A 22315-nucleotide genomic window follows, 5' to 3' on the forward strand; every position below is an offset into this window, starting at 1 on the left:
GCAAAGTGATGAAAAACTTATTAAAACAGCTTGGCACGATTCTGAGTTATGCTGCAGCGTTGATCTTCATAGGCATGTGCCTGGGGATTGGTTTTATGGATGGTACACTGCTTGCCGTGAAGATGCTGAGTAACATGTAAGAGATGCTGATGAGTTGGAGGAGGTGAATCCATTGGACAAAGATATACTGGTCCAGTATTGCGAGATGGAGGAGGAGATAAAAGATTTACGACAGAGAATCATGAAGCTGGATAAGTTCCTTCAGGACCCGCCAATCGTAGCAGACACGGTGACCGGATCTCGTAAGGACTTGACGATCGGGCCAATCAAGGTGACCGGGATTCCGGATCCGATCTACCGCCGGAAGCAGGCAGCCAGGGAACGCTATAAAAAACTCCTGGAACTCAAAGAAGCGGAGCTGCTGGAACTTACCACGCAGGCAGAGGAGTACATAGACAGCATTCCGAAGTCGGAATTGCGGATCATGTTTCGGTTGTATTTTATTGATGGTCTGAGTGATGCGAAGGTAGCTGATCGGATGAATTGGATATTTCCGAATCGGAACAAGAAGTATACGGATGAGAACGTAAAGAAGCGGCGGCAAAGATTTTTCGAAAAAATTGAAAATGTCCCCCCTTGTCCCGATGAAAGATGATAATATGTAGCATGAAGCCAAAGGTGTACAGCTTGCGGCTTCGTCATTTTGATTACCGTTTTGCTTTCATGCGCCGGACAGTGGCAGTCTACTTCATGGTTAAGTTACTGCCTTAACAAAATTCCTCCCACACACGGATCAGGGAGATGAAACCATCATGTGATTGGTGCGAACGGCGCCGCATGGATTACGCATACCTTCTCCCAAAGGTATTCCCCGCCGAGTGTTACAGCCTGGCGGGGGATTTCCCGCGTAACAGATTGGATGGCCTGCATAGTGCACCATGGCACTGGCCATGTAGGAGGTGGTTCGAGCCCACCTGCGCGGATTTGGTTGGCAGCTACCGTAAAAGGCTGCAGCGCAGTTCCCCGACTGCGCACAATATCGCGAGGTAGAGCAGTCTGGCAAGCTCGTCGGGTTCATACCCCGAAGGTCGCAGGTTCAAATCCTGCCTTCGCTATTTACCTGGTTTAGGGATCTCCACCCAGACATTCCAGGTGCATGAGAGGCATCCTTGAGAGAGGGTGTCTTTTTTGAAATTCTTAAGATTCTATAAATTAGCACTCGCTGATTGACAGTGCTAATAATAAATGGTATTGTAATGGAACTAAGACAGCAGGGCGAACAGAAAAATAAAAAATGTCAAAAGGAGAAAAGTGATATGATTGAATGCGAGATGTGCAAGAAATGGTTTCCGGCTGATGAAATCGAGACCTGTCCAGAGTGTGGATTAGAGTTATGTCCATCATGTTATGATGAGCATGTAACGGGATGTACGCTTCAAATGGAAAAAGATGTTGATGATGTAATCGAAACAAGTATCCCTACGATTTGTCCAGAATGTGGAAGCCCGTTGACTTTAGATCCTGATCCAGACGGCTCTGCTAGAGTTTACTGTGAGAATTGCGATTTTTGCCAAGAACTTGATGAAGAACAGATCGCTGAGTTAGATAATGGTGAGACTGAAGAAGACAGCGATTATGACGAATTTGGAAACTATCTTGGTGATGACGCGTTTACATGTCCTGATTGCGGAAGAACTTTTGCGCCGGACGATTATAGAAATGGTGACGCAGGAAACGGTTTTTGTCGTGTATGCGCTCCAAAACACTAATATTTAAAATTTATAGCATAAAGGGCCACTCCGTGTGGCTCTTTTATTATGCCAATTTTCATACGGCGCACACGGCACCAGCTAGCAACACCTCCGAGAGGTAGCACCAGGCTGTCTCCTATGGTGCCGGTGGGACCATATTTCAGAAAACGAGGTGAGTCCGGATGACCGAAAAACAGAAAATTTTTGCAGATGAATATCTGATCGACCTGAATGCCACCCGGGCTTACAAGGTCGCATATCCGCGGGCCAAAAACGATGAAGTGGCTGCGGCTGCAGCTGCCAGATTGTTAAGAAATGTTAAGGTTGCAGCCTACATCTCTGAGCGCATGCAGGAGCGGCAGAAACGAACCGAGGTTACCCAGGACAGGGTGATTGAGGAACTGGCTGCCATTGCATTTGCCAAGGCCACGGATTTCGCCCAGATTGTAAATGGTAATGTGGTCCTGACGGATACAGCAGATCTGGCCGAGAGCCAGGTCAAGGCTATTGCTGGAATTAAGATGGGCAAGAATGGCATCGAGCTGAAGCTGAATGACAAGGAGAAGGCTCTGGAACTTCTGGGGCGCCATCTTGGCATGTTTAAGGACAAGCTGGAGGTCTCCGGCCTGGATGAGGAGAAGAATAAGCTGGATGACATCCTGCAGCAGATGCGAGGTGGTGGATAGTGAGCACGGAGCGTTTACTTCTGTCGGAGAAATACAAAGCCTTCCTTCGATGCGACGCTCCGGTGGAGTTTTTAGAGGGTACAACTGCTGCCGGAAAGACTACGGTGGGGCTTTTTAAATTCATGCTTAAAGTGGCAGAGTCACCGAAGAAGTTGCATATCATTGCAGCTAAGGATACCGGAACTGCCGAGAAGAATATCATCAACAAGGACCTTGGTATCGTGGATGATTTCGGTGTACTGGTTGAGTATAACGGTAACGGCACCAAAGATGATAAAATCCCTCACATCCTGTTCCATACGTCCGGTGGGGACAAGGTCATTTATGTGATGGGTTACGGAGACAAGAAGAAGTGGCAGAAAGCCCTTGGTGGTCAGTATGGCTGCCTATATATCGATGAGATTAACACCGCGGACATTGACTTTGTCCGTGAGGCTGCCATGAGATGCGACTACCTGATGGCTACGTTGAATCCAGATGATCCGTTGCTGGATGTGTACAAAGAGTACATCAACTGCAGCAGACCGCTTCCAGAGTGGGAAGCAGAGACACCACAGGAAATTAAAGATGAACTGAGAGAGGAACCAAAGCCCGGCTGGGTGCATTGGTTCTTTTCTTTTGTGCATAACCTGGGACTTCCGAAAGAGAAACTGGATAAGATCCTGGCAAACACTCCGAAAGGAACAAAGATCTGGAAGAACAAGATCCTGGGGCTGCGTGGTAAGGCAACCAGCCTGGTGTTTCCAAACTTTGACCGGAAAAAGCATGTTGTTACTGCGGCATGGGTGAGATCAGAAGTGAAAGCGGGACGGATCCAGTGGAAGAAGTTTACCTGCGGAATGGATACGGCATATTCCAGTAAGTCTCCGGATACGATCGCGATGCTTTTCCAGGGAATCACAACGGACCGGCGCCTGATTACGCTGGCTGAAAGGGTTTATAACAATGCAGACCTGGAAAATCCGATCGCGCCCAGTGACACGGTGGTAAAACTAATCGAGTTCCTGGAGCAGTGCCGGAAGAAGTGGGGCTTTGCCAAGGATGTCTATGTAGACAATGCCGACCAGGCAACTATGACGGAGCTGAAAAAGTATAAGCGGCTGCATAGCTGTCTTTACAATTTCTGGGATGCGTATAAGAAATTGACTATTCTGGACCGAATCAAGCTGCAGCTTGGCTGGATCCAGCAGGGCTGCTATCTGGTGGTTGATGAGTGCCCGGAGCATCTGGCTGAGCTTGACAAGTACAGTTGGAAGGAAGATAAGGACGAGCCGGAAGACCGGAACGACCATACGATAAACGCAAATCAGTATGCATGGATCCCGTACCGGTCCACGATAGGTTTTGAGGAGGATAAGCAGAAATGAGGTGGCTGGAAAAGATGGGTGACAATATTCGCCGAGGCGTAAAAAGCTGGCTGCAGATAGATTCAGCGGCGCCGTACAGCATCCAGATCAGGGAGATGATGGACTTTGAGACCAATGCCATCCGCAACCGGATCTGGTATCGTGGTGACGGCAATGAACTGGAACAGCTTTACGGAACTCTGAAGGATTATGCTGATAAATACAAATTCTGGGCCAGCAAGAGCACGCCTGGCATTGAGATGCGCAAGATTCACACAGGCTTGCCCCAGTTAATCGTTAAGGTGCTGGTTGCTATTGTGCTGTCAGACATGAATGACTTCGATTTCGACAGTGGTAAGCAGGGTAAGATATGGGAAGCCATCGAGGAGCAGAACGGATTCAGAAAAAAGATGGAAAAGGCGCTGAAAGAAATCCTGTACATTGGGGATGGAGCTTTCAAAGTGACGATCGACACGATGGTGAGCGAGTATCCAATCCTGGAATGGTATCCGGGAGACCGGGTTGAAATGGTCTATCGGCGCGACCGGCTGCGCGAAGTGATTTTCAAGACGCCGTACAGTGCCAAGGGTCGGCGGTATGTGCTCAATGAGCGCTACGGGTACGGCTATATTATCAACGAACTGTATCTGGATGAGAAGCTGGTAGATCTGAAGGTTCTGGATCAGACTAAAGACCTGCAGGACTGGCGGTTTGATGAGAAGACCATCCTAGCTGTACCGATTCATGTGTATGAGTCCGCGAAGTATGAGGGCCGCGGCGGATCCATCTATGACGGTAAGCTAGATAACTTTGATGCCTTTGATGAAGTGTGGTCCCAGTGGATGGATGCGGTTCGGGCAGGCAGGGCAAAAACGTATGTGCCGGACTGCCTGGTACCCAAAGACCCGATGACTGGTGAGCCAATGAGACCGAATCCATTTGATAACCGTTTCTTCGCCGGAGATAACAACATGGATGAAAAGGGAGAAAATAAAGTACAGACCGATCAACCGGTTATCCCACATGACAGTTACCTGGCATCTTATGTGACGGCGCTGGATCTGTGCCTGCAGGGCATCATCAGTCCAAGCACTCTTGGCATCGACACCAAGAAACTGGATAATGCAGAGGCGCAGAGAGAAAAGGAAAAGACCACGCTGTATACCAGAAACGCGATTGTGGAAGCTTTGCAGGAAACACTTCCGAAGGTGGTTAGTGCTGCTGTGAATGCTTACAATATCCTGATCAGACAGCCGGTAGAAGCTGTGAAGGTGGATATCCCATTCGGCGAGTACGCAAACCCGTCGTTTGAGAGCCAGGTGGAGACCCTGGCAAAGGCACGTCCAGGAGTGCCGCTGATGAGTGTGGAAGCTCAGGTGGAAGAACTGTATGGTGATTCCAGGGATGATGAGTGGAAGCAGGAAGAAATTGCCCGCCTGAAGGCAGAGCAGGGTATTACAGAGGTAGAAGAACCGGGAGTCAATATGGCTGCCGGTATTTTTGACGTTAATCTGGGAGGTAATGCAAATGCAGGTCAAGGTAATGAACCGGATGTACAGAATGAGCCGGGCGGAGTATCAGGGACTGCTGAAGATGGCGAGTGAGCAGGTCCCGTTCGGCGTGTATGCCATTGAAAAAAAGGGCTATGCAGAACTGAGAAATGATCACTGCAGAAGCACGACCCAGTTAAAGGCTCTGGTTCGTGGTTTTAAGGCTCAGGGGGTCAAAGTACTGTCAAACGATGGTCATCAGATGATGGAATCTGTGAGGCCGGATGCTGTGGAAGAGGTGTTTCTGAGTGAGCCATAATGAGTACGACCTTGCAGAAGCTTTCCAGCGCATCGAAAATGAACTGATTGCCTCCATGATCCGGAATATGGATCGACACCGGGCAGAAGAGACCGCGGAAGGCTATAACTGGTCCATGTGGCAGGCGGAGCAGCTGAAGGCTCTGGAAAAGTACAAGTGCAAGAACTGGAAGAAGTACCAGAAGCAGTTTAAGAGCATCAACAGTCAGATCGAGCAGCTGATCCGGCAGGCGCGTCTGAAAGGCGGCGTGAAACAGGAGCTTAAGATCCTGCAGGCTATCCGGAAAGGCTGGAGGACCCACGGCAGGAACGGAACACCGGCGCATGATGCCATGACAGCGGAGTTTTTTAAACTGAATGATCGCAAGCTAGATGCCCTGGTAGAAGCCACCATGCACGACATGGAAGCTGCAGAAACGGCAGTGCTCCGGAAGGCCAATGACGATTATCGAAAAGCTATCTTTAACGCCCAGGTCTATGCCAATACGGGCGCGGGGACCTATGAAAAGGCTGTAGACATGGCCACGAAGGATATGCTGTCCCGGGGGCTTAACTGTGTGATGTATGCCAATGGAGCACGGCACACTCTGGCTGATTATGCGGATATGGCAATCCGAACAGCCAGTAAGCGTGCCTACCTGCAGGGTGAGGGCGAGAAGCGGCAGGAATGGGGCATTGCAACGGTCATCATGGCCAAACGAGGGAACCCATGTCCGAAGTGCCTTTCCTTTGTTGGCAAGGTTCTGATTGATGATGTGTGGAGCGGTGGCAGCAAGGATGGTGTGGATCCGGAGACCGGGAAGCGGTATCCGCTTATGAGCTACGCTATCAGTAAGGGGCTGTATCATCCCCGCTGTAAGGACTCTCATACTACATATTTCCCCGGCATCTCCACAGCAGACGATACCTGGACAAAAGAGGAACTGGAGAATGTAGGTCTACAGAGCCAGCAGGAAGTCCGGCAGCAGTACACAAAGCGCCAGGAAGAGAAGTATAGTCGGTTGGCTGAGTATTCACTGGATCCGGATAACAAACAGATCTATGGGAGAAAGGCTTCAGAGTGGAGAAATGTTCGGTTTAAGACTGGCAATTTAGATGCGAGCGATTACATAGAGCAGAAGCGGGAAGAGCAGTTTTTTGGCATGCCAGATGAAATTACAGATGAATGGACTAAAAAGAACATGGACGGCTCTCTTATTGACATGAAAGAATATGATGTCAACGGAGTGACTTATAAAGTGGATGGAAAAAGGGTTACACTCCATCCTACGGAACAGGAACGGTCTGTTGCTGCGGTATTGAGCAAAAAGTATGGAAAGATTGTTGAATTTGTCCCTCAGATAATGTACCCACAAGGCATACAAACACCGGACTATTTGATTAATGGGGAGCGATTTGATTTAAAAACTTTTAAAAGTTCTGGGAAAAATGTATTTTACAATATGATTGCGAAGAAAAAGAAACAATCACCCAATTTCATTTTCGATATTACGGAATGTCCGTTATCCGCGGAAGAGATAGAGCGGCAGATAAATGGTCTTTATAGTTCGCATCATACTAGGTTTATAGAAAAAATTGTTGTGATGAAAGATGGCAAAATAGAAAAGGTGTATATGAGAAAATAAAAAGACCATTTATCCATCCGGTCAACCACTCATCGAGTGGGACAATGGGGACGGGAAATGGTCTTTTCTTAATTGTTTTATACCATTTTTTTAGAAAATATGCAAGCATAAGTCACAGGGATTGATGTTTTGCATATGTTTTGTTGCGACGTCGCAACGGTTATAAGCACGCAGAAATGCGTGTTATTTTTACGCCCAAACGCGAGTACGGCTATAAACTCTGCGCGGCCGGTGACACCGATGACAATGGATCAGCAACAGGAGTGACACTCCCAAAATGGAAAGGAGACCAATATTATGGCAGAAGCAAATCAGAATCAGGGGCAGGCACAGCAGACTGCTCAGGGAGCTGGAACCACTGGACAGGCCCAGCAGACAACCAATCCACAGAATCAGGCTGCACAGCAGACAGCGCCGCCAGCTATTGATTATGGAAAAATCCAGCAGATGCTTGACGGAACTCTGGCAGCTAAAGAGGATACTGCGCTGAAAGCTTATTTCAGACAGCAGGGACTCAGCCAGGAAGAGGTCGAACAGGCCATTGCAGCCTTTAAGCAGCAGAAAGCTGAACGTACTCCGGATGTCGGAGTCATGCAGGCACAGGTTACCCAGGCACAGGCAGCTGCACAGCAGGCTCAGATCAACAGTGCGGCAACTATGGCGGCGGTATCCCTTGGTATCAGCGCCAATACTATCCCGTATGTGATCAAGTTGGCTGATTTCAGTCAGGTAGTAGGTCAGGACGGAAAAATCAATGAAGAGACATTAAAAGCGGCGCTGAATAAGGTGCTGGAGGATGTGCCAGGGCTGAAACCGCAGGCAGCAGGTACTACCGGATTTGTCCAGGTAGGGGCTGCAAGCAGCAACGCTGGGGCCGGACAGGCCCAGCAGGCAACACAGACACAGGCAAGCGTACCAACGAAGCGTTGGAACCGTTGGAACTAAAAGAAAGGATAAGGTGATAATATGGCTTTAAACTATGCACAGGTATGGGAACCGGAATTATTAGAGATTCTCATGCAGGGGACTTTAACCTCCCCGTTTGTAACCAGTAACGTGAAATGGCTGGATGCGAAGACTTTCCACTTCACTCAGATGTCCACTTCCGGATATAAGAACCACAGCAGAAGTGGTGGCTGGAACAAGGGCAATTACACCCAGAAGGATGTGCCGTTTACCCTGACCCATGACCGCGATGTATCTTTCCTGGTGGATAAGGCAGATGTGGATGAAACCAATGCAACCGCATCGATCCAGAACATCTCGAAGACCTTTGAGATGACTCAGGTAGTGCCGGAGACGGATGCTCTGTTCTTCTCCAAGGTTGCACAGGCAGCCCAGAAAGAGGATGGGTACCATTCTTCGACTGCGGCTTCCGGCTACACTAAAGCAAAGGTATTCAGTATGCTGAAAGACATCCTGGCAAAGGGCAAGCTGAGAAGATACAAGGCAAACGGCAGCCTGATCATGTATGTATCCAGCGCTATCATGGACGCTCTGGAGCAGTCTACCGAGTTCACCCGCAAGATTGAGATGACTCAGATCGCGGAGGGTGGAATGGGAATCGAAACCCGAGTGACCGACATCGATGGTGTGCCGATCATGGAGGTTGTGGATGATGAGCGCTTCTATGATGCATTTGACTGGGAACCGGAGAATGGTGGTTTTGCACCGCAGAAGAAAGTTGCCGAAGGAACCCCGGTAACTGGAGCCCACAAGATCAATGTGCTGGTCGCCTGCGGCCAGACCTGCAAGATCGTACCGAAGATCTCCAGCATTTACTACTTTGATCCGGGTGCGCATACTGAGGGTGATGGTTACCTGTACCAGAACCGTTCCCTGTCCGATGTATTCGTTTTCCCGAATGGAAAAGACGGTAAGATTGACAGCGTGTATGTTGATGTGGATACCACGGAGTATACTGGTGCCTGATCGGAGGTGATCCTATGGCTTACGAGCCGTATGTAACTCCGGAATATTACCAGAAAGAATATGGCGGCGGCATCGTGCCGGAACGTGAACTTGAAAAAGCTCTCCGGCAGGCCTGCCACCACATCGATTCCCTGACCTACAATCGGATTGTGGGCCGGGGATTTTCTAAGCTGACTGACTTCCAGCAGGAGGTAATCCGGGAAGTTGTCTGCCAGCAGGCGGACTTTGAGACGGAAAACGAGGACGAGATCAACACGGTCCTGCAAAGCTACAGCATTAACGGCGTATCGGCTCAGTTTGGCAGCTCTTGGAATGTTTTTACCGATAAGGGCGTGGCCATGAAACGCGATGTGTATGCTCTGCTGTGTCAGACTGGCTTGTGCTGCCGTTTAGCGAGGTGAGGCTATGAGATACCCATGTTTGATACCAAAACGGCTCTGCAGGACGCCTGTGCATGTGCATTTGGAATCTGAGGAGCTGAGCAACCTGGGAAAGCCATTGTATACGTTCGATTCCGACCTTGTGTGCAATTTTCAGGACCGCACCAAGACTGTTTTGACGACCGAAAAGAAGCTGGTGCAGATCACTGGGACGGCGCTGTTTCCGGGTGATATTGCACCGGACATGCCGTCTCTGAGCGGTGGCACGATTACAGTATTCGGTCAGGAGCGCCGGATCGAGCAGGGGTGCAAGAACCGTAACCCAGACGGAACAGTCAACTATTGCAGTCTTGAGGTGGTCTGATGCAGGTCAAATCAACGGTAAAGTTAAATACGCCACGCATTAAGCAGCTGACACAGGCGGCAGTGACGGCGCTGGAATTGACTGGCGAACTATTGCATGAAGAAACGCAGCAGGCCCAGGTATTTCCGTTTGATACGGGTAATCTGCAAAATGAAAGCACCTTTGTGGATTACAGTAAATCCAAGAACGGCAAGGTAACGCTGGTTTCCAGCACACCCTATGCCCGTCGGTTATATTATCATCCGGAATACAATTTCCAGACGAAAGAAAATCCGAATGCGAAGGGCATGTGGTACGAGGATTGGATGCCTGGAGGTCAGAAGGCTGACTTTGCACCAAAAGCATTCAAGCAATTTTATAAGAAAGCAGGTGGTGTGTGATGCTAAAAATTGCAGACATCCGTGGATGGATCGCATCTCTTGGCATTGCTGCAGACAATCGCGTCTATATCGGAAAACTGGATAATAAGCAGCAGAAATCTATCGGCGTGTATGGCCGGGGCGGATCAGGGCCGCCTTACATCGCATTGGGTGGCCTGGAATATACCACCTATGATACCAAGCCGGTTTCTCTTCTGGTGCATTGGAATAGTGACAAAGAAGAAAGTGAAGCTGCAGCGTATGATCTTTTTGAGAAAATTAGAAACCTGTCCAGCCTGGACATAGGAGATACCCACATTCATTGCATCCGCCTGATGGTACCTGAACCGCAGGACGTTGGAACAGATGATGGCGGAGTATTTGAATATGTAATCTGGTTGGATTTTATTTATCAGAGAAAGTGAGGAACGGAATATGTCCGAAGCAACAGGAAAAGTGTACCCGGTACACAACAATAAATTCAAGTTCGGCACTAAGGGCCTTTCCAGTGTTGACGGCGACATGGTAATGCCGGCAGATCTGGAAAATTTTTCACCGACCATTGATGGAACCACAGAAGAGTGGTATGCGATGGATGCAGAGGGCTGGGCCAAATCGGCAATGACCGGAAAGAAATTGAGCTTTTCTTTCAAGGGCAAACGTTCGGTTGGCGATAAGGGCAACGATTATATCGCAGGCCTGGCATGGAAGTTTGGTCAGGATGTTATGACCAAGTTTGAGTGGGAAATGGTTTCTGGTGCAAAGCTGGCCTGCGATGTTGTGGTGAATGTCACGACTCCCGGCGGTGGAGATACCACCAACATCGATACCCTGGAGTTTGAGGTGACTTGTTACGGCAAGCCGACTTTCACTACAGCAGAAGCAGCGTAAATTAAGAGGAGGACATGATTATGGGAAAAGTAGTAGATATTACCGATAAACTGAGTTTTGACGGGAATCCGACTCTGGTTGTCAAAGGGAAGAAGCTGGAGGTAAACGCCGATGCCCCGACTGTACTGAAGGTTATGAACTTCATGCAGAAGGAAAATGTCAATGACATGGAAGTGGTGTCCGCGATGTATCAGCTGATCTTCCCTGAGAAGTCACGAACGGAAATTGATAAGCTTAAACCGAGTATTTCCGATTGGATGATCATTATCCAGGAAGCTATGGCGCTGGTAACCGGCGAGGCAAACAGCCAGGGAGAGCACTGACCCGTACTATGATCTATTCGAAGACTGGGACCTGATCGTGTCCAGCTTTTTATCACAGTACGGGCTGCGAATCCGCACAAAAGAGTTTGAGACGGTATCCTGGGATGAGTTCAAGGCGTTGCTATCTGGACTCGCCCCGGACACCGCCCTCGGGCGAATTGTGGCAATACGATCGGAAACGGATAAGGATATCATCAAGCATTTCAACCAGGACCAGAAAAAGATTTATGATGAATGGAGAAGCCGCAGTGCAAGCAGTATGTCAGAAGAGGACTACGACAAGCAGATGGCAGCTCTGGAGCGCATGATAGCTGCTATGGCGGGAGGTGGTTGAAATTGAGAAGATAAAGCAGAAAAAGGTCCGGTGCCCATACTGCGGGCATCCGGTCAATGCGAACCAATCGGAAGACGCCAAATGCAACGGCGTCTTTTTTAAATGTAAAAATAAAGATTGCAGACGAATCTTTGAATTAAGAATCTAAGACGCTGTGCCGATGTGCCTGTCTTATAAAAGGGCAGGTGACATATATGGCAGCGGATAGCGTAGGCCAGATTGGTCTTGATCTGGTCGTAAATAAAAGTGATTTTGAAAAGCAGATGTCCGGCATCCAGAACCTTGCCGCGAAAGCCGGAAAAGCCCTGGCGGCTGCTTTTGCCGTAAAGAAATTAGTTGATTTCGGTAAATCCTGCATTGAGCTTGGTTCTGATCTCTCTGAGGTCCAGAACGTGGTGGATGTAACATTCCCACACATGAGCAAGCAGATTGATCAGTTTGCGAAGAATGCTGCTACGCAGTTCGGCTTGTCGGAAACGATGAGCAAGCGCTTTACTGGTACGTTCGGCGCAATGGCAAAGGCATTCGGGTTTAATGAAAAAGCCGCTTATGATATGTCCACGACACTGACCGGATTGTCAGGTGATGTAGCATCGTTTTACAACATCAACCAGGATGAGGCATACACGAAGTTAAAATCTGTGTTTACGGGCGAGACAGAGAGCCTGAAAGACCTGGGCATTGTCATGACACAGACGGCTCTTGACAGCTACGCTCTGGCAAACGGTTTCGGCAAGACCACGGCAAATATGTCGGAAATGGAAAAAGTTGCCCTTCGGTATCAGTTTGTGCAAAGTCAGCTAACATCTGCGGCGGGGGACTTTTCCAGAACATCTGACGGTTGGGCGAATCAGGTCCGCATCCTGCAGCTGCAGTTTGATAGCTTAAAGGCCACGATCGGCCAGGGGCTTATTAACGTGCTGTCTCCGGTGATTAAAGTGATCAACACAATCATCGGTAAACTGATGAGTCTGGCCAATGCGTTCAAAGCCTTCACGGAGTTCATAACTGGGAATAAAGGTTCCGGCGGCGGAGCATCTACGGTAGCTGCCGATATGGGAGCTGTTGCGGATTCAGCAGGGGATGCCGCGTCCGGTATGAACAAAGCTGCAGGTGCGGCGAAAAAGGCAAAACAGGCCTTCGGGCTCGCGAAGTTCGACGAACTGAATGTGGTAAGCTCCAATGATTCTTCCGGTAGCGGTTCAGGATCCGGAGGAAGCGGCGGTGGCGGTGGTGGATACGAATCTGATCAGTTCGATATGGGCGAACTGGAACAAGGAACCGAAGAAGTAGACAGCCGAATGGATGCCATCATGAAGCGGCTGAATGAATTACGCAGCGCATTCACGAGTGGTTTTTGGGATGCACTGGGAGACACTTCTGTATTTGATAGCATCCAGGACTCTATATCTGGAATAAAAGAACGCCTAACCAACATCTTTACAGCTCCAGAAGTTGTGCAGGCTGCTAATAGTTTTGCAGACACATTAGCATATAATCTTGGGGCAATAGCCGGTTCGGTTGCATCTATTGGACTTACCATTGCGGATAATTTGCTGGGCGGTATTGATTTATACCTGCAGCGGAATTCTGGCCGGATAAAAGATTTTTTAATATCGATGTTTGATATAAGCGCCGATATTGCTGAGATATCCGGAAATTTTTCAATAGCTGTTGCGGATATTTTTACAGTATTTCGGAGCGATACAGCAAAACAGATCACCGCTGATATCATTAAGCTTTTCTCTGATGCTTTCATGGGAGTGCAGGAACTGTCTCTTGCTTTTTCGCGTGATGTTCTGGCAATGATAACAGAGCCGGTCACGCGCAATGTCGATAAGATAAAAAGCACGCTCAATGGGCTTTTAGGTGTAGTGCAGACCATCACGGGAAGTATTGCAGACACATTCGAATACTTTGTTGATGGAGTCTTACAGCTGTATGACGAGCATATCAGTCCACTGATTCAAAGCTTTACAGACGGCTTATCTGAAATTGTAGATACGGTTTTAAGCGCATTCAACACTTATATCCTTCCGATTCTGCAGGATGCAGCAGACCAGTTTGCTGAATTTAATGAAAGTTCGATAAAGCCTTTGATAGATGCATTTCTGGATTTTGCAGGAACTGTAGCTGATTCCATCGGAGAAATCTGGAACAAAGTCCTGGTACCATTTATCAACTGGTTCGTGGAAAATATTGCACCAGTAATAGGTGATAGCTTAAAAAATGCGTCGGACATCTTCTTTGCTTTCAGTGAGACGGCAGCAGAGGTAGTTGAAAATGTGCTTGGAGCATTAAAAGGTCTGATCGAGTTCATCACGGGCATTTTGACCGGAGACTGGAAACGCGCTTGGGAAGGTCTGAAAGATATTTTCAAAAACGTGTTTAACGGAATAGTCAGCATTGCAGAAGGATGTGTAAACGCAGTTATTCGTGGCTTGAACAAACTGAGTTTTGATGTTCCAGATTGGTCGCCAATAGCTGCAGGCGAACACTTTGGATTTGATATAGCTCCAGTCAGTCTTCCACGCCTTGCGCAGGGCGGCTTTGTAAAGGCCAACACACCGCGCCTTGCCATGATTGGTGATAACCGGAATTATGGCGAGATTGTGGCTCCAGAGGATAAGATGATGGAATGGCTGAATAAAGCGGTAGAGCTTGGTGCCCGGATGATGGGCGGTGGTGGCGGCCTATCGGAAGATGATGTTTACTACGCATTCAAACGGGCGCTCAACGAGGCCGATCTGACGGCAACGCTTGACACAGACAGGCTTTTTAAGGCCATGAAGGCGAAAGCTGCGGAGTACCGGAGACGGACCGGAAAGCCGGCGTTTGAATAGGAGGGAGTGGCGAATAATGGCAGAATACAAAGGATATTTGCTTAAAATCAATGGAACAGAGCTGCCTGGTCAGTACATTCAGGACTATTCGTCTACTCCGAACCAGGCACAGGACAAAGATTCTTATCAGGATCTTACGGGAGAACTTCATCGTGAGATCCTGCCGCATACGCGGTCAAAAATAGAATTCAAAACACCGCCGATGTCTCTGGAAGAAAAAATTGTTTTTCAATCCTTTTTTCCGGATCGAAGAAGCAATCCGAAAATATCAGTTGAATACTGGAATGATGAAGATAATGCATATACATCTGGTGAATTTTATACTCCGGATATCACCTACCAGTCATATCCCAGCGGGAACACGATTGCATATAAGCCATTTCGCGTTGCCCTGATTGAGTATTAGGGGGTGGTGGCATGCAGGTAAGTGAAACATTAAAAGAATTGTATCGCTCTGACAGTATTGATAAAAACATGATTGCAGAGTTTTGCCGCCCAGGACAAACAGAACCGTTTCTCGCAGTATATGACGGCAGCCGTTTCATCGACATGTCCCTGGAAGAAGCCCTCTGCAGTGATGATAATATCGAATGGGGAAGCTGCGAAGCATCACAGATCAAGCTGACCATCATCGGACTGAACGGTGCCGGAATAAAAGGCAGCGAGATGACCTTATACCAGACGTTGGACGGAGTCTTTCCGGCTACGGATCTGTACCCAGATGATAATACATACCCAGCTGGATACGTCATGCCGTTAGGGCGCTATGTTGTGCAGTCAGCGAAGAAGCAGGCAAACACGGACTTCTGGGATGTTGTAGCCCTGGATTATATGTCCAAGTTTGATACTGATGTAGTTGACTGGTACAATGCGCAGCCATTTCCGGTGCCGCTTCGGGATTTTCGGGCAAGCCTTTGCCGATACCTTGGAGTAACCGAAGCTGTGCCGGATTACCTCCCGAACGATGATATGCCGGTAGAAAAGACCATAGATGCCGGAGAACTGACAGGAAAAGACATTTTGATTGCCTGCGAACAGGTAAATGGCGTATTTGGACATTTTGACCGTGAAGGGATACTGCAGCACATAGCATTGGAACCGAATTACGGATTATTCCCGGCAACAGATCTGTGCCCGAACGAAGAATTGTATCCGGTTGCTCCTGGCGTGATGAATGATCAGGTGTATGATGAACGTCTGGAAGCGTACCTAATGATATCCAGTTACTTCGAGGATTATACGGTCCAGTCCATTGATAAGGTCCAGATCCGGCAGGAGAGTGAGGATATCGGCGCAATCTATGGCACTGGTACCAACTGCTACACCATTGAGGGCAACTTCCTGCTGTACGGAAAAGGTGCAGATGAGCTGCAGCAGATCGCCGCAAATGTGTATGGTATGATCAGCGGCAGGATGTATATCCCATTTAACTGTGAGCTTAAAGGCCTACCGTACATCGGTGTAGGCAGTGCCGTATATTTTGCATACGGATCAGATTCGATTGTATCTTATGTTATGAATCGGACACTCAAAGGAACCTATGCACTGAAAGACTCTTACAGCGCAGAAGGAGAAGAAATCCGGAGTGTGCAGAATAATGTCAACAAAGATATTTTGCTTCTGAAAGGCAAGGCCGCCTACCTCAAAAAGAACGTAGACGAAGTATCTGCAAACCTGGTAGACCTGGAGAAGCAGACGGAAGCAAAGCTGACGATCACAGCAGAGAAGATCGAAGCCGAGGTCAAGCGGGCATCGGAAGCTGAAGGAAATCTGTCTTCGCTGATATCCCAGACTGCGGAGAGCATCACACTTATGGTCAAAAAAGGCGAGGTGTCGGCTCAGTTGTCTATTGAGAGTGGCGGCATCGATATTAAAGGTAACCGTTTCAGCTGGACTGCTACAAACTCATCATTGACCGCAGACGGAACGTTGACGGTTAATCAGGGACTTTTTAAGGGCTCCATTGATGTAGGCAATGGTCAGTTTACGGTTGATTCAAGCGGTAAAGTTATTGCAAAGTCTATTGAGGTCGGAACGTCATCTTCGAGGGCTACGCTGTACGGTTCCACAGTCCTGGCCACGAATTTTTCCTGCAACAGCAGTTTTAATGTTGACTGCTATGCCAATATGGCCGACATTGGAGGCAATACGATTAGTTGCGGTACGTTGCGGGCTAATCATATTTATGGTTCCATAGATGACTTCTCAGATCGGCGCCTGAAGCAGAATATCCATCCCGTGGATGCGGAAACGGCGATCAGGATCATCAAGCAGCTGAAACCGGTATCCTACAGCATGAAACGGTATGACCGGGAGGGAGTCGGCTTTATTGCGCAGGATGTACAGAAAATCTGCCTAAAACAGGGCATAGATTTGCCACTGTATGGCAGACGGGGAAAGTATCTGACTATCCCGTATATCAACTACGTTCCTCTCCTGGTTGCGGTGGTGCAGAGCCAGCAACGGGAGATAGATCAGCTTAAGCGTCTGATCAGAAAGGAGAAGCATGTATAAAGTATCAGAGGAGCAGTGTGCGTCGCTGCTCTATATTTTTGACCGTCTTACAGTGACAGGACCGGATCAGGCGGCTTTGCTGAGCAATGCGGCCGTGATCGTGCGGAACTTGGAAGAGGAGGAGAAAAAGAGCAATGACGTTAAGTAATTTTGTTGCTTATGTAACGCAGAAGTGGAAGAATAAGCCAGATACGTCGACCCCGCTGTCTGCGGAGCGTCTGACACATCAAGAAGATGGCATCAAGGCCAACAGCGATGCTATCCAGGAGCTGGCGGCTGCGGTTGTGAGCCAGATTGTAAACAACCCGGACAAGATTGCAAGCATGGCAGCGCTGTATGCCGTGGACCAGAAGGTGGCGGGTCTGGACGGGAAAATTGGTGATACGTCCAAGCTGCCAGCGGGGACTACGGATGCCGTGGGGGCCATCGCTCAGTTGTATAGTAATTTAGCACCTTCTGGAATTACCTATGTATCTCATGCAATTAATATGGCATATGGATCTGGCAACATTTCTTATCACGTAGTTGGCAAGGTGTGTTTTGTTTATTTTGTATTTACACCTAGCCAAAAATGCGACAATGTAGGATTACTTAATAATGGCGTATTACCGCTCGCAAAAGACTCTTTGTATCATAGTGTATCAACCTGGGGCAATCCAAACGTAGCTGTAAGTCTAGTACAAGTGATTACAACCGGTGGCCTACGCTTTTGGTGCGGAGAATCCTCTATAGGTATGCAAATTTTTGACAGTTTTTCGTATTGCATTAAGTAATATCCCGAACAATGTCTCCGCGCATGTGCAGCACAGTTGCTCAAGATATTAAATGATTTTCTGCCACGGGAACCACTGTCCGTTGTATGCCCTTACATACATGCCAATAAAACCATTCTCAAAATATGGAATACACATTGAAAGACCATTTGAAAGAGCAATATATGTCGAATCATAACTTGTGGGCAGATTTGCCGTGCTTCCATTTAAAAAGCAACAACCAAGTACATTTGGATCAAAATTTTTAGTATCAGATACACCCGAAATCTTTTTGTATCCATTTGCTTTTGTAATATAATTCCCAGCTAAATTACTATACAATTTAGCCAGCTGGACGGAAAATGCCCTTTTCTTCTACAATAACGTGGAAGGAGGGCATTTTATGTTAGAGAAAATACTTGAAAATGTGATCAATGAAATGACGCCACATCTGGATCCAGAGCAGCAAGAGCATCTAAGTAATGTTTTGTATGTCAATTTCCACGGCAAAAAGATCGTGGAAGAGAGCGCAGAGCTTGCCGCTACAGGCATTGACGGTGATGAAGCGAAAATCCGGATGTTCGTGGCCAGTAAGAAGGCCGTGAACCGGAAGACGGAGACATTAAAGCAGTATACGAAAGAAATTTGCAATATGCTGACGTTTCTCGGCAAGCGCCTGGAAGACATCACAGGCATGGATCTGCGGTATTATTATGGCGTAATGCGGGAAAAGCGCGGCATTAAGATGTCGACCATGCAGACAAGGCTGCATTACCTGTCCAGCTTCTGGGACTTTCTGAACTCCGAGGAGCTGATCAGGAGCAATCCAGTTAAAAAGGTGGGCGCGCTGAAGCTGGAAAAGACTATGAAGAAGCCATTTGCTGCTGAGGAGTTGGAAGCTCTTCGGGAAGGCTGCAAGGAGCTTCGAGACCGCGCCCTGGTAGAGTTTTTGTACTCAACTGGAGTGCGTGTCTCTGAGCTTGCGGCGTTGAATGTGGCCGACATTGAAATGGGAAAACAGGAGCTGATAGTATATGGAAAAGGCAGTAAGGAACGCAAGACGTACTTGACCGACAGCGCAAAGTTTCATCTGCGCCGGTACCTGCAGGAAAGAGATGCAAAGCCTGATGAGCCGTTGTTTGTAACTCTGGATGCCCCGCACGACCGATTGAGCGTGGCCGGTATCCAGTATATGCTCCGGCAGTTAGGGCGGCGCGCAGGAGTGACTGGAGTGCATCCGCACCGGTTCCGGCGGACGATTGCGACAGATCTGCTTAATCGCGGCATGCCAATCGAGCAGGTAAAGGAATTTTTAGGACATGAAAAATTGGATACAACCATGATTTACTGCGCTGTGAGGGCTGAGAGCGTGAAAGCGAGCCACCGAAAGTATGCATAACAGCTGATTGAGACATTTAAAAGCGGGCGGAGACGGTCGTTTTATTAAGGTTACCCTTTTATAAGGCAGTCGGTAAGCAGACAGATGTTGGGTCGGCTCAGCTGTATAGTAATTTAACGGTTCGTGCGTCCGATAGGTCAGAATGTATAACTAATAATTCCGTTGTCACTCAGAAAAATTCTGTTATTGATCTGTGGGAAGGTAATATGCATAATATAGGTTTCTCGCTTGTTATATCGAATTCTTTTGCCAGTGGTGATACAATTATAGGTCAATTACCATATAATATAAAAAATAATGCAGTATTTACGTTGAATAGTTGGATAACATCAGCACCTCCTATAATGGGGACAGTTGGGATTAATGGAAGTATTATGATTGCAAGGCGTGACGCTGGTGACATAGCTGAGTATCGTGGAAATGTTACGGTTTTTACTGATAACATTATCTCTGACTGAATGATTAATGCTCTAACCATCCCGACCAAACAGTATTAATAAGCGTGCCGGTATAATATTTATTGTTTGAAGCAATCAGACATTCAATGACGGTAACTGCACCATACGTTGAGCATCGGTAAAACAGGTACGCTCCTACAGCTGGCGCATAACCTGTGGAATCTTGTCTTTCCTGGAATGCCATTCCGCATTGAGAACATGCCATTATTATGTCAGAAATAGACTGTGGTACTTTCATTAATGGAATTTTTACATACCGATTAATTTTTAATTCTGTACTTGTTAAATAACTAATTGATTCTGATTGCTCTCAAAGAACAATAGTTGCGATCATTATGTACAGTACCATAGCCATTTGAAACCAATTTTAAATTTGCTGAACCTCCAGTGAAAATTGCAAAAGCATTGAGTGTTAATTCACCTGTTGTATAATTATTTCTTCCATTTGCACAAATGAGTCTATTATCACCATCGATAATTAAATCTCCACCAGCTAGTGTACGACCAATTAGCAGCCATTTGCCGGTTGGAAGGGTTAATGAACATAATGTATAAGTTTGATAGGCAGTCGGATTGAATTGCGATGTTGGGCACGACTCTAAAACTGTTCCGAGCGAATTCAAATTACTATACAATTTAGCCAGCTCATAAATTCGAAAATTCAAGGCCCTTTGGGGTCTTTTATTATACACAAAAACTCAAGAAAGGAGATAGAACACTATGGAATCTATCAAAATCGGAACTCAGACTTATGAATTGGTAGCAGACGGCTACCAGTTGCAGCAGGACGGCGGCCGCATCATCTTCCAGCCGGGCGAGAAAACCTTTGAGGAAATCGAGGCTGCGGTATCTGCAGCGACATCACTCGTGCTTCTGGACGAGACAGGGGAGCCACTTGCATCCCGCACTGATCTGGTGTATGCCGGTCGCATGAGCAAGCAGAAAGACTATGTGATCAGAACCGAGAAAGAAGAGACAGGCACTGGCGAAGATAGCAATCCTGTATACACCTACAAGGATGTGACCGGCCCAGTGATGATTGCAGAGTTTCGGCTTCCGGATCTCAGAGAGGCTTATAAATCTCTGGAAGAAGAGATAACCAACGCTCAGATGGCCATTGTAGAACTCTATGAAGGAGGCGAGGCATAATGGCAAGAGTGTATGCAGATTTGGTGCGCAAGGGTAGAATTGCTCTCGATGCTGTACCCAAAAAGATTAGAGCAGATGTTGAAAACATTTTAAACGGTGCCACCCGATAGTTGGAAGAAAGGACTACATATGAGTATCAAACACAGAACCGAAACCCCGAACATCCCTTATGGCCCGGCAACCGGAGTACCGACCCCGGAACCGCACAATGAGGCCTTAAGCACCGGCCCAGATCACGAGTACAGCAAGGACTGCACTCCGGGCACTGCAGATCATGCAGAGCCGAGACACGTGCAGGGCGGACCAGGACATAAGGAGTGCGATCACGAGTAAAGGAGATTTATGATGGTAGCACTGATTTTTCAGTACATAGCCGCACATTGGATAGAATGGCTGTTTGCGGCTATCTCCGGAGCTCTGTTCGCGGCATATCGCGGTTTATCGAAGCGCTTAAAGACTGAAGTGGTAAAGAACCAGGCTATTAACGCTGCAGTATTGGCTCTGCTTCATGACCGCCTTTACCAGGCGTGCCAGTTTTACATAAGCCGTGGATACTGTACGGTGGGAGACCGGGACAACCTGGAGTACATGTTCAAACCGTACAAAGCTTTGGGTGGCAATGGAACTGGAGAGGAACTTTATAACAGATGTCTGGCCCTGGAATATGGGCCAGCAGAAAGAGAGGATTAAGATATGATGGATTTTGGTATTGCGAGTGTAGCGGCAATTACGGTGGTTTGTTATCTGGGAGGCATGGCTTGTAAGGCATCTGCCAAGGTTAATGACGAAGTCATCCCGGTGGTATGCGGAGTGACCGGCGGTATCCTGGGCGTAGTTGGTATGTATGTGATGCCGGACTTTCCTGCAGCGGATGTGATCAACGCCGCGGCTATCGGCATTGTGTCAGGCCTGGCTGCGACTGGGGTGCACCAGGTTGTGAAACAGGCATCAAAAGCGTAGAAGGAGGTGATTCAGATATCTCCCGCTGGCAGTCCGGGTGATGGCTGCCATTGCGACGTCGCAACAGGGCGGTTTCATGCCGCCCTTACATATAATTAAAGAAGAGAGGAAAAATCAATGATGAAAGCAATGTTATCTCAGCCGATGGCCGGAAAAAGTGAAGAAGAAATCAAGGCAACCAGAAAACAGGCAATCAAAGTCTTGGAAGAAAAAGGATATGAGATTGTAAATACCTTATTTACAGATGAGTGGTACAACAATGAGCACATGAAGGAGCGTGGTGTGGTACAGATTCCGCTTTGCTTCTTGGCAAAGAGTTTAGAAAAATGTCCATGTGTCACGCAGTTTACTTTTGCAAGGGTTGGGAACAGACGAGAGGAGGCAGGTTAGAGCATGATGCAGCAGTAGCATATGGTCTGACTGTCATTTACGAAGAGTAGG

The 22315-nt window shown here is 47.8% G+C and carries 31 protein-coding genes and 1 tRNA gene; 31 read left to right on the forward strand and 1 reads right to left on the reverse strand.

The features are described from left to right. Window positions 1-5: 5 nt before the first annotated feature. From DWY84_RS17945 to DWY84_RS04005, 25 genes are all read left to right on the forward strand, one after another. Entirely contained in the window at window positions 6-140 is a 135-nt protein-coding gene (locus DWY84_RS17945) for a hypothetical protein (RefSeq protein WP_279220303.1), read from the forward strand. A 32-nt stretch (window positions 141-172) separates the two neighbouring features. After that, on the forward strand, window positions 173-655 hold the full coding sequence (locus DWY84_RS03895) for a hypothetical protein (protein ID WP_178716767.1): 483 nt from the start codon (window positions 173-175) through the stop codon (window positions 653-655). A 385-nt stretch (window positions 656-1040) separates the two neighbouring features. After that, window positions 1041-1115: transfer RNA gene (locus tag DWY84_RS03900), tRNA-Met, on the forward strand. Between the two features lie 201 nt (window positions 1116-1316). After that, window positions 1317-1769: a hypothetical protein gene (locus DWY84_RS03905; protein ID WP_118531006.1), complete on the forward strand. Its 453-nt coding sequence runs from the start codon at window positions 1317-1319 to the stop codon at window positions 1767-1769. Window positions 1770-1933: 164 nt separating this feature from the next. Further along, a complete protein-coding gene (locus tag DWY84_RS03910) occupies window positions 1934-2437 on the forward strand; it encodes a terminase small subunit (protein ID WP_118531008.1) in 504 nt (167 codons plus the stop codon). After that, a complete protein-coding gene (locus tag DWY84_RS03915) occupies window positions 2437-3804 on the forward strand; it encodes a terminase (protein WP_118531010.1) in 1368 nt (455 codons plus the stop codon). The genes DWY84_RS03910 and DWY84_RS03915 overlap by 1 nt, the downstream gene beginning before the upstream one ends. After that, entirely contained in the window at window positions 3801-5387 is a 1587-nt protein-coding gene (locus DWY84_RS03920; RefSeq protein ID WP_118531012.1) for a capsid protein, read from the forward strand. Before DWY84_RS03915 ends, DWY84_RS03920 begins: the two co-directional genes overlap by 4 nt. Beyond that, the gene (locus DWY84_RS03925) at window positions 5311-5592 is read left to right on the forward strand and encodes a hypothetical protein (RefSeq protein WP_243024744.1); all 282 of its coding nucleotides are present in this window, start codon (window positions 5311-5313) and stop codon (window positions 5590-5592) included. Before DWY84_RS03920 ends, DWY84_RS03925 begins: the two co-directional genes overlap by 77 nt. Continuing rightward, window positions 5582-7216, forward strand: coding sequence for a phage minor capsid protein (locus DWY84_RS03930; RefSeq protein ID WP_118531014.1), 1635 nt, complete (start codon window positions 5582-5584; stop codon window positions 7214-7216). Before DWY84_RS03925 ends, DWY84_RS03930 begins: the two co-directional genes overlap by 11 nt. 297 nt (window positions 7217-7513) lie before the next feature. Beyond that, complete coding sequence (locus DWY84_RS03935) at window positions 7514-8161, forward strand: hypothetical protein (RefSeq protein WP_243024745.1); 648 nt, start codon at window positions 7514-7516, stop codon at window positions 8159-8161. A 21-nt stretch (window positions 8162-8182) separates the two neighbouring features. Beyond that, window positions 8183-9148 (forward strand): phage capsid protein, encoded by a 966-nt coding sequence (locus DWY84_RS03940; RefSeq protein ID WP_118531016.1) that lies wholly within the window; start codon window positions 8183-8185, stop codon window positions 9146-9148. Between the two features lie 14 nt (window positions 9149-9162). Next, window positions 9163-9549, forward strand: coding sequence for a hypothetical protein (locus DWY84_RS03945; RefSeq protein WP_118531018.1), 387 nt, complete (start codon window positions 9163-9165; stop codon window positions 9547-9549). A gap of 4 nt (window positions 9550-9553) precedes the next feature. Then, window positions 9554-9892 (forward strand): hypothetical protein, encoded by a 339-nt coding sequence (locus tag DWY84_RS03950; RefSeq protein WP_118531020.1) that lies wholly within the window; start codon window positions 9554-9556, stop codon window positions 9890-9892. Beyond that, on the forward strand, window positions 9892-10272 hold the full coding sequence (locus DWY84_RS03955; RefSeq protein ID WP_118531022.1) for a hypothetical protein: 381 nt from the start codon (window positions 9892-9894) through the stop codon (window positions 10270-10272). Before DWY84_RS03950 ends, DWY84_RS03955 begins: the two co-directional genes overlap by 1 nt. Beyond that, window positions 10272-10676, forward strand: a complete 405-nt coding sequence (locus DWY84_RS03960) for a minor capsid protein (RefSeq protein ID WP_118531023.1) — start codon at window positions 10272-10274, stop codon at window positions 10674-10676. Before DWY84_RS03955 ends, DWY84_RS03960 begins: the two co-directional genes overlap by 1 nt. A 10-nt stretch (window positions 10677-10686) precedes the next feature. Further along, on the forward strand, window positions 10687-11142 hold the full coding sequence (locus DWY84_RS03965) for a hypothetical protein (protein ID WP_118531024.1): 456 nt from the start codon (window positions 10687-10689) through the stop codon (window positions 11140-11142). Between the two features lie 20 nt (window positions 11143-11162). Next, window positions 11163-11465 (forward strand): hypothetical protein, encoded by a 303-nt coding sequence (locus DWY84_RS03970; RefSeq protein ID WP_118531025.1) that lies wholly within the window; start codon window positions 11163-11165, stop codon window positions 11463-11465. Between the two features lie 37 nt (window positions 11466-11502). Continuing rightward, window positions 11503-11799 (forward strand): Gp15 family bacteriophage protein, encoded by a 297-nt coding sequence (locus tag DWY84_RS03975; RefSeq protein WP_243024746.1) that lies wholly within the window; start codon window positions 11503-11505, stop codon window positions 11797-11799. 416 nt (window positions 11800-12215) lie between these two features. After that, window positions 12216-14642: a hypothetical protein gene (locus DWY84_RS18035; RefSeq protein ID WP_147354269.1), complete on the forward strand. Its 2427-nt coding sequence runs from the start codon at window positions 12216-12218 to the stop codon at window positions 14640-14642. 16 nt (window positions 14643-14658) lie between these two features. Next, complete coding sequence (locus DWY84_RS03985; protein WP_118531028.1) at window positions 14659-15048, forward strand: DUF6711 family protein; 390 nt, start codon at window positions 14659-14661, stop codon at window positions 15046-15048. An 11-nt stretch (window positions 15049-15059) separates the two neighbouring features. Next, the gene (locus DWY84_RS03990) at window positions 15060-17156 is read left to right on the forward strand and encodes a tail fiber domain-containing protein (protein ID WP_118531029.1); all 2097 of its coding nucleotides are present in this window, start codon (window positions 15060-15062) and stop codon (window positions 17154-17156) included. Further along, on the forward strand, window positions 17149-17304 hold the full coding sequence (locus DWY84_RS17355; protein WP_178716769.1) for a hypothetical protein: 156 nt from the start codon (window positions 17149-17151) through the stop codon (window positions 17302-17304). Before DWY84_RS03990 ends, DWY84_RS17355 begins: the two co-directional genes overlap by 8 nt. Then, window positions 17291-17929 (forward strand): hypothetical protein, encoded by a 639-nt coding sequence (locus DWY84_RS03995; RefSeq protein ID WP_118531031.1) that lies wholly within the window; start codon window positions 17291-17293, stop codon window positions 17927-17929. Before DWY84_RS17355 ends, DWY84_RS03995 begins: the two co-directional genes overlap by 14 nt. Window positions 17930-18311: 382 nt before the next feature. Then, window positions 18312-19307 carry a tyrosine-type recombinase/integrase gene (locus DWY84_RS04000; protein ID WP_118531033.1) on the forward strand — a complete coding sequence of 332 codons (996 nt, stop codon included), beginning with the start codon at window positions 18312-18314 and terminating at the stop codon, window positions 19305-19307. A gap of 206 nt (window positions 19308-19513) precedes the next feature. After that, window positions 19514-19765, forward strand: a complete 252-nt coding sequence (locus DWY84_RS04005; protein ID WP_118531035.1) for a hypothetical protein — start codon at window positions 19514-19516, stop codon at window positions 19763-19765. Between the two features lie 290 nt (window positions 19766-20055). Here the strand turns inward: DWY84_RS04005 and DWY84_RS17215 are convergent, their stop codons facing one another. Further along, complete coding sequence (locus tag DWY84_RS17215; protein ID WP_147354270.1) at window positions 20056-20400, reverse strand: hypothetical protein; 345 nt, start codon at window positions 20398-20400, stop codon at window positions 20056-20058. Window positions 20401-20485: 85 nt separating this feature from the next. Here DWY84_RS17215 and DWY84_RS04010 point away from each other — a divergent pair, with 85 nt between their 5' ends. The 6 genes from DWY84_RS04010 to DWY84_RS18040 all read left to right on the forward strand — a co-directional run bounded on the left by DWY84_RS04010 (window position 20486) and on the right by DWY84_RS18040 (window position 22264). Further along, complete coding sequence (locus tag DWY84_RS04010; protein ID WP_118531037.1) at window positions 20486-20914, forward strand: hypothetical protein; 429 nt, start codon at window positions 20486-20488, stop codon at window positions 20912-20914. Further along, window positions 20914-21024, forward strand: coding sequence for a CD1375 family protein (locus tag DWY84_RS04015; protein WP_118531039.1), 111 nt, complete (start codon window positions 20914-20916; stop codon window positions 21022-21024). The genes DWY84_RS04010 and DWY84_RS04015 overlap by 1 nt, the downstream gene beginning before the upstream one ends. A gap of 19 nt (window positions 21025-21043) precedes the next feature. Next, on the forward strand, window positions 21044-21247 hold the full coding sequence (locus tag DWY84_RS04020) for a hypothetical protein (protein WP_118531041.1): 204 nt from the start codon (window positions 21044-21046) through the stop codon (window positions 21245-21247). A 12-nt stretch (window positions 21248-21259) separates the two neighbouring features. Continuing rightward, window positions 21260-21604, forward strand: a complete 345-nt coding sequence (locus DWY84_RS04025) for a hypothetical protein (RefSeq protein WP_243024747.1) — start codon at window positions 21260-21262, stop codon at window positions 21602-21604. 3 nt (window positions 21605-21607) lie between these two features. Beyond that, window positions 21608-21874: a phage holin family protein gene (locus tag DWY84_RS04030; RefSeq protein WP_347560760.1), complete on the forward strand. Its 267-nt coding sequence runs from the start codon at window positions 21608-21610 to the stop codon at window positions 21872-21874. A gap of 117 nt (window positions 21875-21991) precedes the next feature. Then, window positions 21992-22264, forward strand: a complete 273-nt coding sequence (locus DWY84_RS18040; protein WP_347560761.1) for a hypothetical protein — start codon at window positions 21992-21994, stop codon at window positions 22262-22264. The last annotated feature ends 51 nt before the right edge of the window (window positions 22265-22315 follow it).

The sequence above is a fragment of the Clostridium sp. AF27-2AA genome (assembly GCF_003478505.1).
GTDB lineage: Bacteria > Bacillota > Clostridia > Lachnospirales > Lachnospiraceae > Brotaphodocola.